Annotated in this window: 16 protein-coding genes; 10 read left to right on the top strand and 6 right to left on the bottom strand. The window is 52.1% G+C overall.

The features are described from left to right. Window positions 1-9: 9 nt before the first annotated feature. From rplQ to OK412_RS19790, 4 genes are all read left to right on the top strand, one after another. Window positions 10-396: a 50S ribosomal protein L17 gene (gene rplQ, locus OK412_RS19775; RefSeq protein WP_003850180.1), complete on the top strand. Its 387-nt coding sequence runs from the start codon at window positions 10-12 to the stop codon at window positions 394-396. Between the two features lie 96 nt (window positions 397-492). Beyond that, entirely contained in the window at window positions 493-864 is a 372-nt protein-coding gene (locus OK412_RS19780; protein ID WP_264353466.1) for a DUF1992 domain-containing protein, read from the top strand. After that, entirely contained in the window at window positions 865-1,281 is a 417-nt protein-coding gene (zntR, locus tag OK412_RS19785; protein WP_010252765.1) for a Zn(2+)-responsive transcriptional regulator, read from the top strand. A 59-nt stretch (window positions 1,282-1,340) separates the two neighbouring features. After that, window positions 1,341-1,640, top strand: coding sequence for an alternative ribosome-rescue factor A (locus OK412_RS19790; protein ID WP_263055263.1), 300 nt, complete (start codon window positions 1,341-1,343; stop codon window positions 1,638-1,640). On the opposite strand, the gene mscL is transcribed toward OK412_RS19790, so the two are convergent. The 5 genes from mscL to def all read right to left on the bottom strand — a co-directional run bounded on the left by mscL (window position 1,575) and on the right by def (window position 6,333). Next, on the bottom strand, window positions 1,575-1,985 hold the full coding sequence (gene mscL / locus OK412_RS19795; protein WP_022625142.1) for a large-conductance mechanosensitive channel protein MscL: 411 nt from the start codon (window positions 1,983-1,985) through the stop codon (window positions 1,575-1,577). The two genes, OK412_RS19790 and mscL, sit on opposite strands and share 66 nt — an antisense overlap. 124 nt (window positions 1,986-2,109) lie before the next feature. After that, complete coding sequence (gene trkA / locus OK412_RS19800; RefSeq protein WP_264353467.1) at window positions 2,110-3,486, bottom strand: Trk system potassium transporter TrkA; 1,377 nt, start codon at window positions 3,484-3,486, stop codon at window positions 2,110-2,112. An 18-nt stretch (window positions 3,487-3,504) separates the two neighbouring features. Then, window positions 3,505-4,806 carry a 16S rRNA (cytosine(967)-C(5))-methyltransferase RsmB gene (rsmB, locus tag OK412_RS19805; protein WP_033768376.1) on the bottom strand — a complete coding sequence of 434 codons (1,302 nt, stop codon included), beginning with the start codon at window positions 4,804-4,806 and terminating at the stop codon, window positions 3,505-3,507. A gap of 49 nt (window positions 4,807-4,855) precedes the next feature. Beyond that, window positions 4,856-5,800: a methionyl-tRNA formyltransferase gene (fmt, locus tag OK412_RS19810; RefSeq protein ID WP_158131344.1), complete on the bottom strand. Its 945-nt coding sequence runs from the start codon at window positions 5,798-5,800 to the stop codon at window positions 4,856-4,858. Window positions 5,801-5,820: 20 nt separating this feature from the next. Continuing rightward, window positions 5,821-6,333, bottom strand: a complete 513-nt coding sequence (gene def / locus OK412_RS19815; RefSeq protein ID WP_010252747.1) for a peptide deformylase — start codon at window positions 6,331-6,333, stop codon at window positions 5,821-5,823. Between the two features lie 115 nt (window positions 6,334-6,448). Here def and dprA point away from each other — a divergent pair, with 115 nt between their 5' ends. The 6 genes from dprA to OK412_RS19845 are packed head-to-tail and all read left to right on the top strand — an operon-like array spanning window position 6,449 to window position 10,243. Further along, complete coding sequence (gene dprA, locus OK412_RS19820) at window positions 6,449-7,573, top strand: DNA-protecting protein DprA (RefSeq protein WP_264353468.1); 1,125 nt, start codon at window positions 6,449-6,451, stop codon at window positions 7,571-7,573. Then, window positions 7,545-8,018: a DUF494 family protein Smg gene (smg, locus tag OK412_RS19825; protein ID WP_010252741.1), complete on the top strand. Its 474-nt coding sequence runs from the start codon at window positions 7,545-7,547 to the stop codon at window positions 8,016-8,018. Before dprA ends, smg begins: the two co-directional genes overlap by 29 nt. A gap of 24 nt (window positions 8,019-8,042) precedes the next feature. Further along, on the top strand, window positions 8,043-8,591 hold the full coding sequence (locus OK412_RS19830; protein WP_010252738.1) for a topoisomerase DNA-binding C4 zinc finger domain-containing protein: 549 nt from the start codon (window positions 8,043-8,045) through the stop codon (window positions 8,589-8,591). A 3-nt stretch (window positions 8,592-8,594) separates the two neighbouring features. Further along, window positions 8,595-9,167: an L-threonylcarbamoyladenylate synthase type 1 TsaC gene (gene tsaC / locus OK412_RS19835; protein ID WP_010252735.1), complete on the top strand. Its 573-nt coding sequence runs from the start codon at window positions 8,595-8,597 to the stop codon at window positions 9,165-9,167. Window positions 9,168-9,170: 3 nt separating this feature from the next. Beyond that, complete coding sequence (gene aroE, locus OK412_RS19840) at window positions 9,171-9,989, top strand: shikimate dehydrogenase (RefSeq protein WP_264353469.1); 819 nt, start codon at window positions 9,171-9,173, stop codon at window positions 9,987-9,989. Beyond that, a complete protein-coding gene (locus tag OK412_RS19845; protein WP_033772956.1) occupies window positions 9,986-10,243 on the top strand; it encodes a DUF1488 domain-containing protein in 258 nt (85 codons plus the stop codon). Before aroE ends, OK412_RS19845 begins: the two co-directional genes overlap by 4 nt. Here OK412_RS19845 and OK412_RS19850 read toward each other — a convergent pair. Next, window positions 10,210-10,764: a gamma carbonic anhydrase family protein gene (locus OK412_RS19850; protein ID WP_010671596.1), complete on the bottom strand. Its 555-nt coding sequence runs from the start codon at window positions 10,762-10,764 to the stop codon at window positions 10,210-10,212. The two genes, OK412_RS19845 and OK412_RS19850, sit on opposite strands and share 34 nt — an antisense overlap. Between the last annotated feature and the right edge of the window lie 157 nt (window positions 10,765-10,921).

Genomic DNA, 10,921 nt, shown 5'->3' on the forward strand with positions numbered 1-10,921 from the left:
GATAAGGTCATGCGCCATCGTAAGAGTGGTCGTCAACTGAACCGCAACAGCAGCCATCGTCAGGCTATGTTCCGCAACATGGCCGGTTCTCTGGTTCGTCATGAGATCATCAAAACGACTCTGCCGAAAGCCAAAGAACTGCGTCGCGTAGTTGAGCCGCTGATTACTCTTGCCAAGACCGACAGCGTAGCTAATCGTCGTCTGGCATTCGCCCGTACTCGTGATAACGAGATCGTGGCAAAACTGTTTAATGAGCTGGGCCCGCGTTTCGCGAGCCGTGCCGGTGGTTACACTCGTATTCTGAAGTGTGGCTTCCGTGCTGGTGACAACGCTCCGATGGCTTACATCGAGCTGGTTGATCGTCCAGAAGCTCAAGCAGAAGCAGCCGCAGAGTAATCTGTAGCAACGTAAAAAACCCGCTTCGGCGGGTTTTTTATTGCCTGAAATTTACTACCTTAGAACTTACTCTTTTCATGTTCAAAGGAGCCAACTATGTGGCTGGTTGATGAACTTGCTGAACAGCATATCAAAGCGGCGCTGGAAAAAGGCGAGCTAAGTAATCTTCCCGGCTCCGGTAAGCCGCTGCAGCTGGATGATGACAGTCATGTTCCGCCTGAGTTAAGAGCGGGCTACCGGTTACTGAAGAATGCGGGCTTTCTGCCGCCAGAGCTTGAGCTCAGACGGGAAGCCATGGAAGTTAACGATCTTATTCGCAACCTCGATCCTGCGGATCAACACTATCAGGATCATTGCCATCGGCTTCAGGTGCTGGAGCTAAGATTACGCCAGGCTGGTATCAGTACCGATTTTCTTCATGGTAGTTATTCCACTGCTATTCAGCATCGTTTCCGCGAGGAGGAGTAAATGTTTCGCATCGGTCAGTTAGCTAAGCTTGCGGAGGTGACGCCAGACACTATCCGTTTTTATGAAAAGCAGCAGATGATGGATCATGATGGTCGGACGGAAGGTGGTTTTCGCCTTTACAGCGAGGGCGATCTTCAGCGTCTGAAATTTATTCGCTATGGCCGTAAACTGGGTTTCAGTCTGGAAGCGATCAGAGAGCTACTTTCGATCCGGGTTGATCCTGCGCATCACACCTGTCAGGAATCAAAAGCGATCGTTGAAAAACGGCTGAGTGAAGTTGCTCAGATGATCGCAGAGTTAGAAACGATGCAGCGTTCCCTGCGACACCTTTCCGATGCCTGTTGTGGTGACAGTCACAGTAGCATTTCGTGCTCAATTCTTGAGGCGCTGGAGCGGGGAGAGGCTTCGAGCAAATAAGCATATTGTTATTTTGCTGCAAAGGAATAGAGTATCAGACCATCTCAACAGGAGGCGTCATGAGTAAATATCAGCACACCAAAGGGCAAATCCGCGATAACGCGATTCAGGCTCTGTTACACGACCCACTATTTCGGCAACGCATAGAGCAGAAGCAAAAGGGTAAAGGTAGTTTCAAGCGGAAAGAGAAACATGGCAAGGGGACTGGATGGGAGGGCAGTGATAAGAAAGCGTCTTATCACTGCCCTTCTGCTTTTACGGTTAAAAAAACCGCCTGTGCGGCGGCTTATTTACTAGACCCGGGTATTCTGCTGTTTCAGCAGATCGCGGATTTCAGTCAGCAGAACTTCTTCGTTTGACGGTTTAGCAACTGGCTTCTCTACTTCCTTTTTCTTGTACAGACGATTCATTAACTTGATCGCCATAAAGATTGCGAAAGCGATGATGACAAAATCGAAGATGGTCTGAAGGAAGATACCGTACTGCATTACAACGGCTGGAGCATCACCAACTGCAGGCTTAAGTACCCAGGCGAATGATTTAAAATCGACACCACCAATCAGTAAGCCTAAAGGCGGCATAATGATGTTGGCGACTAACGATGAAACAATTTTACCGAATGCAGCACCGATGATGACACCGACGGCTAAATCCATCACATTGCCGCGCATTGCGAAATCGCGAAACTCTTTGATTAAACTCATACTTATCTCCTTGCCCAAGCCAATGCCATAAAGTCTAACAAACCCTACTGGTTTTGCCATCAACACAGCGAATTAAGCGGCAGTTTTGCGTTCCTTGTGTTCTGTTCGCCTGTAAACGCGGCATTTACAGGAAAAATGGACTCGGCTGGAAGAGACGTTCCACATCTGATACAAACTTCTTGTCGGTCAGGAACATGATGACATGATCACCTTGTTCAATTCGCAGGTTATCATTGGCAATCATCACATCGTCTCCACGAACCACTGCGCCAATAATGGTGCCTGGCGGTAGTTTGATATCATCAATGGAGCGGCCGACCACGCGTGAAGTTGATTCGTCTCCGTGCGCTATCGCTTCGATCGCTTCTGCAATACCGCGTCGTAGCGATGAAACGCCCACGATATCCGCTTTGCGCACATGACCAAGCAGGGCAGAAATCGTGGCCTGCTGAGGTGAAATAGCGATATCGATAACGCTGCCTTGTACCAGATCGACGTAGGCGCGGCGCTGAATCAGCACCATAACCTTCTTCGTCCCCATCTTTTTTGCCAGCATGGCTGACATAATATTGGCTTCATCATCATTGGTGACGGCGATAAAGAGATCAACCTGATCAACATGTTCTTCAGCGAGAAGTTCCTGATCTGACGCATCGCCATAAAAGACGACTGTGTCGTGAAGATGCTCTGCCAGTTCTGCTGCGCGCTGGGGGTTACGTTCAATCAGCTTCACGCTGTAATTTTTCTCAAGTTTTTGTGCCAGACCGAAACCGATATTACCGCCACCTACCAGCATAATCCGTTTATAAGGTTTCTCCAGCCGCTGCATTTCACTCATTACCGCACGAATGTTCTGACTGGCTGCAATGAAAAAGACTTCATCACCCGCTTCTACGATGGTTGAACCCTGCGGGCGAATGGGGCGATCCTGACGAAATATAGCGGCTACGCGGGTATCAATGTGTGGCATATGCTCACGCATGATCGACAGCGGATTTCCTACCAGTGGCCCGCCATAATAAGCTTTCACCACGGCGAGGCTGACTTTGCCTTCAGCAAAGTTGACGACCTGCAATGCGCCAGGGTACTGGATTAAACGATAGATATTGTCGATCACCAGCTGTTCAGGCGAGATCAGGTGATCGATAGGCACCGCTTCAGGAATAAATAACTTGTCCGCATCACGCAGATAGTCGGCTGCGCGAATACGGGCGATGCGATTCGGCGTATTGAAAAGCGAATAAGCAATCTGACAGGCAATCATGTTGGTTTCATCGGAGTTGGTTACGGCAACCAGCATGTCGGCATCTTCTGCACCCGCCTCACGTAAAATGCGTGGATGAGAACCATGACCCTGCACGACGCGAAGATCGAACTTATCCTGCAGGTGACGCAGGCGTGAAGAGTCGGTATCAACCACCGTGATATCGTTGTTTTCACCCACCAGATTTTCTGCCAGGGTTCCGCCAACCTGTCCTGCGCCCAGAATGATTATTTTCATCGCTTATCAATACTCATTTCAGTTTGTACCCGATTTTTTTATCAGCTTAGCGTAGAAGAAACCATCTCCGCCCTCGGCTTCCGGGAATACCTGTAAGCCGTTCGCGGGCGCATCTCCGAGGGGCTCAGCCTGCGCATCATGCTGGCGCTGCAGGAAAGCATCTATCTGCTGATGATTCTCTTCAGGCAGGATGGAACAGGTGGCATAAATCAGTGTACCGCCAGGTTTCAGGTGCGGCCAGATAGCATCAAGAATTTCACCCTGAAGTTTTGCCAGCTCGGCGATATCCCGATCGCGACGCAGCCACTTAATATCGGGATGGCGTCGGATCACACCGGTAGCAGAGCAGGGTGCATCCAGCAGAATACGGTCAAACTGACGATCGCCGCACCACTGTTGCGGCGTTCGTCCATCACCCTGTTTCACGTCTGCTTTCATACCCAGTCGTTGCAGATTCTCATTTACGCGTTTAAGACGCTGCGCATCCACGTCGACGGCCATAACTTCGGCCTGAGGCGCGATTTCAAGGATATGGGTCGTTTTACCGCCGGGCGCAGCGCATAAATCCAGAATCTGTTCGCCGTTTTGGGGCTCAAGCAGCAAGGCACAGCGCTGAGCAGATAAATCCTGCACGGTAACCCAACCCTGATCAAAGCCTGGTAGCTGGCTGACCGGGGCAGGGGCGTCAAGCCGCAGCGCATCCGGCACATCGACAGCAGGCTGTGCATTCCTGCCGCTTTCGGCCAGCATTGCCAGCCACGTGTCACGATCGTGGTGCTGGCGATTAACCCGCAGCCACATCGGCGGACGCAGATTATTTGCTTCGACAATCTGTTGCCATTGTTCCGGCCAGGCATGCTGCAAACGCTTTAGCAGCCATCCCGGATGCAGATAGCGCTGCGGGCCATCCTGAACAGTGGCGAGCAGCTCTTCCCGCTGCCGCTGAAACTGGCGTAATACGCCATTTAATAAGCCTTTCATACTGGTGCGCTTCAGTACTTCGGCGCCCGCGACGGTTTCTGCCAGTGCGGCATGGGCGGGCACTCGGGTATATTCCAGCTGATAAAGCCCGACCATGATCAGATAGTGCAGAACCCGCTGTTTGCCGGTAAGTGGACGCTCCATCAGTTTGCCAATGAGCGCTTCCAGCTGCGGTAATGTGCGCAATACGCCAAAACAGATCTCCTGCACTAACGCGCTATCTTTGTCAGAGAGCTTTTTCTGGGCGGCTGGCAGTGCCGTATTCAGGGATTCGCCCTTGTCGACCACACGCTCAATAAGTTGAGCTGAGAGGCTACGCAGGTTGATAGATTTAGTCATAGGGTTTTGTCATCAAACAAAAGGCCCGGTGAGGGACCGGGCCTGAGAGTCAGTCCAGAAGGGTTCCAGGTTCAAACCATTCCCGGCGCGAGTTGAGAAGATCCTGAGCCGACATCGGTTTTTTACCGGCGGGCTGCAACTGGAGCAGGTTCAGTACACCCTGAGCCGTCGCCACCTGGATGCCATGCTTGTCAGCATGGATAATTTCACCAGGCGCACGATCGCTGTGGGGCAGAACGCTTGCCTGCCAGACTTTAACCGGCTGATCTTCAATGGTGAAAAAGCTCATCGGCCACGGGTTAAAAGCGCGAATACAACGCTCAAGCTGTTCTGCAGAGAGTGTCCAGTCAAGACGTGCCTCCTCTTTACTGAGTTTCTCAGCATAGTTGGCCAGCGTTTCATCCTGTTTTTCAGGTGAAGCCTGCTGAGTGGTCAGTAATGTCAGCGTATCCAGCAGCCCCTGTGGGCCAAGCTGTGCCAGCTTGTCATACAGCGTGGCACTGGTATCCTGGGCAGTAATCGGACAGGCCAGCTTATGCAGCATATCGCCGGTATCCAGTCCCACGTCCATCTGCATGATGGTCACGCCGGTTTCGCTGTCGCCAGCCCAGAGCGCACGTTGAATAGGCGCAGCTCCACGCCAGCGTGGCAGCAGTGAGCCATGGACATTGATGCATCCCAGACGTGGCATATCAAGCACGGCCTTGGGCAGAATTAATCCGTAGGCCACAACCACCATCACATCGGCCTTGAGGTCAGCAACCAGTTGCTGATTTTCTTCAGGTCGCAGTGACTTAGGCTGATAAACCGGAATGTCATGTGCCATCGCCAGCGTTTTGACCGGGCCTGGCGTTAATTTGTTACCGCGACCAGCAGGACGGTCGGGTTGGGTGAATACGCCGATAACCTGATGTTCAGAAGCAAGCAGCGCGTCAAGATGACGCGCTGCAAAGTCAGGTGTGCCAGCAAAGATGATTTTTAGCGGGGCAGACACGTTTATCCCTTATTAAGATCTCAGGAAGCCTGCGCGTTCTGACGCGCCAGTTTCTCTAATTTATTTTTGATCCGTTGCCGCTTTAAAGGCGACAGATAATCGATAAACAGTTTGCCTTCCAGATGATCGATCTCATGCTGGATACAGATGGCCAGTAACTCGCTGGCTTCCAGTTCGAAACTTTTACCCTCGCGATCCAGTGCACGGACCTTTACCCGCTCGGCACGCGGAACAAATGCGCGCTGTTCCGGAATAGAGAGGCAGCCCTCTTCAATGCCGGTTTCACCGCTTTTTTCCAGCAGCTCAGGGTTAATCAGCACTAAACGCTCTTCACGACTTTCAGAGACGTCAATCACGATAATGCGCTGATGAATATCGACCTGCGTAGCCGCAAGACCGATACCTTCTTCGGCATACATCGTCTCGAACATATCATCAACGATACGCTGAATGTCTGCGTTAACTTCTTTAACGGGCGCAGCAACTTTGCGAAGACGCTCGTCAGGGAAATGTAATACCTGCAAAACTGACATAAATATCCAGATCTGTATTCGGTTAAGAAAAGATTACTACCTTATATTGTAGACTTTTCGAGGCCTGATTGACAGCATTCTGCGGCAGGAAGCAAGGGCGATCAGGGAGCTGAAGATGGACAAAATAGCGCAGTCTGTACGGCTGGCCGCCGTCACTGGAATGACAGGAAAACGCTGGGTTGATGTGGCGCAGCAAATAGGTGCCGGACAGGCAGACAGGGAGCAGCTTATCCGGCTTGGCTTAGATGAGAGCCAGTGCCAGCAATATGATGATTATAATGAAAAAAATCTTACAGAAGTCTATTCCTGGCTGGCTCAGAGCCCGGCTCATCATCTGGTGACTGCTCTGGACGCGGCCTATCCTGCCCGTCTTAAAGAAACCAACCGCTTTCCGCCGCTGCTCTATATTGATGGCGATCCTGCGCTTATCAGCACACCACAGTTAGCGGTGGTGGGCAGCCGAAACTGTTCACACTATGGCCGCTACTGGTGCGACTGGTTTACTCAGCACTTAAGCCTCAGCGGTCTGACCATTACCAGCGGACTGGCAAGGGGTATTGATGGTGTTGCGCATCAGGCAGCACTCAACGTGGGCGGTAAAACGGTGGCCGTGTTAGGTAGTGGATTGCAGCAGCTCTATCCCAGCAATCATGCCCATCTTGCCGCAGAGATCGTTGAACAGGGTGGGGCGGTGGTTTCTGAGTTTCCGCTGACGACCCTGCCGCATCCGCTTAATTTTCCGCGCCGTAATCGTATTATCAGCGGCCTGAGCCATGGGGTGCTGGTGGTAGAAGCCTCGCTGAAGAGTGGTTCCCTGGTAACGGCGCGGTATGGGCTGGAGCAAAATCGTAATGTCTATGCCTTACCTGGCGCGCTCGGTAACCCGTTAAGCGAAGGCGTAAACTGGCTGATTCAGCAGGGGGCGCTGCTGGTGGCCCATCCCCATAACATCGTGGAAGATCTGGCAAGTGCACTTAACTGGCTGCCGATGACACCGGCCGGTGAAATTTATTCTGAGGTGAGTGACGATGCTCCATTGCCATTTGCTGATGTGTTGGCTAACGTAGGTGATGATGTTACACCTGTTGACGTTGTCGCTGAACGTGCCGGCCAATCTGTGCCAGTTATCTCAGCTCAGTTGCTGGAACTGGAGTTAGCAGGATGGATCGCAGCTGTACCCGGCGGCTATGTCCGATTGAGGAGGGCATGCCATGTTCGACGTACTGATGTATTTGTTTGAGACATATATCCACAACGAAGCAGAAATGGGTGTTGATCAGGACAGATTGACAGACGACCTGACGGATGCCGGGTTCCATCGTGAAGATATTTACAGTGCGCTGAACTGGTTAGAAAGATTGGCTGACTATCAGGAAGGACTGGTTGCGCCAATTTTACTGACAAATGATCCGCTCTCCATGCGTATTTATACCGATGAAGAGAGCAAACGTTTAGATGCTGACAGCCGTGGTTTCCTGCTGTTCCTGGAGCAGATTCAGGTGCTGAACCTGGAAACGCGTGAAATGGTCATCGAACGCATTATGGCGCTGGATACCTCTGAGTTTGACCTGGAGGATCTCAAATGGGTGGTACTGATGGTGTTGTTCAACATTCCCGGATGTGAAAATGCCTATCAGCAGATGGAAGAACTGCTATTCGACGCCAATGAAGGTATGCTGCATTAAATTTCCTTTCATGCATTGATCGCTATGAGTAAAGCTGCACTCTTCACCGTGCGTAAACAGGATCCCTGCCCCGCTTGCGGGGCAGAACTGGTTATCCGCTCCGGTAAACACGGTCCTTTTCTGGGCTGCGCGAACTACCCGGCATGCGACTACATTCGACCCTTAAAGGGTCAGGCCGATGGTCATGTGGTCAAAGTGCTGGAAGGCCACGCCTGTCCCGAATGCGGTGCGGATAAAGTGTTGCGGCAGGGGCGATTTGGCATGTTCATTGGCTGTAGCCTCTATCCGGAATGCGGATACACCGAAACCATCGACAAACCAGATGAAACCTCGCTGGCCTGTCCACAGTGCCATGAAGGCCGGTTAGTTCAGCGGCGCTCCCGTTACGGCAAAACGTTTCACTCCTGCGATCGCTATCCAGCCTGCCAGTTTGTTGTGAATCTGACACCCGTTGCCGGAATCTGTCCTTATTGCCAGTATCCGCTATTAGTTGAAAAAAAGACGGCCCAAGGGATCAAACGCTTTTGCGCCAGTAAAAGTTGTGGCAAAGCCATTGCTGAAGAGAATTCATAGACCATGGAAAATCAACACCTCGCCGATTCACTTGAAACCTGCCTAGAGCAGCTGAATCGACAGGCGGTCATCGCCTATCCTACTGAAGCCGTATTTGGTCTGGGCTGTGACCCTGACAGTGAATCTGCCGTCATGGCTTTACTGGCGCTGAAACAGCGTCCGGTAGAAAAGGGGCTTATCCTGATTGCGGCTGATTACACCCAGCTGGAACCTTACATCTCCGCTCGGGAACTGTCTGTGATCCAGCGTGAGCGGATGTTTGCATGCTGGCCCGGCCCGGTGACCTTTGTCGTACCCGTTCCGCCACAAACGCCTCGCTGGCTTACCGGACAGTTTGATTCACTGGCCATTCGCGTCAGTGACCATCCTGATGTGCAGGCCCTTTGCCGCGCATTTGGTAAACCGCTGGTCTCAACCAGTGCAAATCTGTCAGGCCTGCCTCCCTGCCGAACGGCTGAAGAAGTGAAGCAGCAGTTTGGTGAGCAGTTCCCGGTTCTGTCGGGAAAAACAGGTGGGCGGCTCAATCCCTCTGAAATCCGCGATGTCATCAGCGGCGAACTTATACGTCAGGGCTAATTCATGGATCAATTCGCCGTTTTCGGTAATCCGATCAACCACAGTAAATCTCCGCTGATCCATCAGGCTTTCGCTGAACAGACGGGCATTGAACATCGCTATGGTCGGATTTGTGCCCCGATAGATGGTTTTCCTCAGGCGCTCTCTGCCTTTTTCGAACAGGGAGGTCGTGGTGCCAACGTGACGTTACCTTTTAAACAGCAGGCATGGGAATTTGCCGATCAGCTCAGCGAACGTGCAGCCCTGTCCGGCGCGGTAAACACGGTGAAAAAACTCAGCGATGGGCAGATCCTGGGTGACAACACGGATGGTATCGGGCTGTTAAGCGATCTTGAACGGCTGAAGATGATCAACGCTGGTGACAAGGTATTGCTGGTGGGGGCGGGTGGTGCTGCACGTGGGGTCATTCTGCCGCTTCTCTCAGCAGGCGTGACACTCACTGTTGTTAACCGTACCGCCGCGCGGGCGGAAGAGCTGGCTGGCCTGTTTGCAGCGAGCGGCACTACCCGCGCATGTGGTTTTGAGCAGCTGACAGATCAGCACTTTGATCTGATCATTAATGCGACCTCAAGCGGCGTGAATGGCGAAACCCCTCCTTTACCTGCAGCAGTCATTCATGCTGATGTGCGCTGTTATGACATGTTTTATCAAAGCGGGCTGACGCCTTTCCTGCGCTGGTGTCAGGCGCAGGGCACGGCTCATCTGGCAGATGGTTTGGGCATGCTGGTGGGGCAGGCTGCTCATGCCTTCTATCTGTGGCACGGTGTGATGCCGGAAATCGCGCCGGTGATTACTCAGCTTAAACAGTCCATGCAGCCATGAATCAGGCGATACAGTTTCCTGATGATGAAACCTATAATGCTGAACTGAACGCGGTCTGTTTCCCGGTGCTGGTCAACGGCATGCGGCTGACCTGTGCAATCAGCGGGAAGTCGCTGGCTTCACGTTTTGGTGAAGGGGAGGCGATGGCGCTGTTTCAGCACCATCGCTGGGATCTGGAAGATGAGGCTGAAGCGGCTATCCGTCAGGATAATATTGATGCTCAGGGCTGGATCTGGTTATCTCCCGCCAGGTAATCATCTTTCCAGGCGACATAATTATTAGCGGAATAGCGTAAACCTTCCTTCTCATTGTCATTCAGCGGCCTGATCTGCCTGACCGGACTACCCAGATAGAGATAGCCGCTCTCCAGTCTTTTACCTGGCGGCACCAGACTTCCGGCACCAATCATCACCTCTTCTTCTACTATTACGCCATCAAGCAGAATCGATCCCATTCCGACCAGCACGCGATCGCCAATGGTACAGCCGTGCAACATCGCTTTATGCCCGACCGTGACATCCTCGCCAATAATAAGAGGGAAGCCTTGCGGGTTAGACGCTGATTTATGCGTAACGTGCAGAACACTGCCGTCCTGTACATTAGTACGGGCACCAATGCGCACCTGATTCACATCACCCCTGATCGCAACCAGCGGCCAGATGCTCACGTCGTCCTCCATTATGACATCACCGACCACAACACTGCTTGGATCGACCATAACGCGCTGGCCGGTTTGCGGGAAAAGGTCTTTATATGGACGTAAGGCGGAAGTCATCATGTTCTCCTTTGTTCTGTTTTCAATGCAGCCTGATGCGATTTCAGGCAGCTGACAAGCCAATTCTGGCCTGGATCGCTGGCGATCTCATCAATCTGGATCATTTATAACCGTTCAGATAAAAGATCCAAAAAAAGGGTTGTGCTCTGAAACGGGA

Source organism: Pantoea sp. JV6, assembly GCF_025910055.1.
Classification (GTDB): Bacteria; Pseudomonadota; Gammaproteobacteria; order Enterobacterales; family Enterobacteriaceae; genus Pantoea; species Pantoea agglomerans.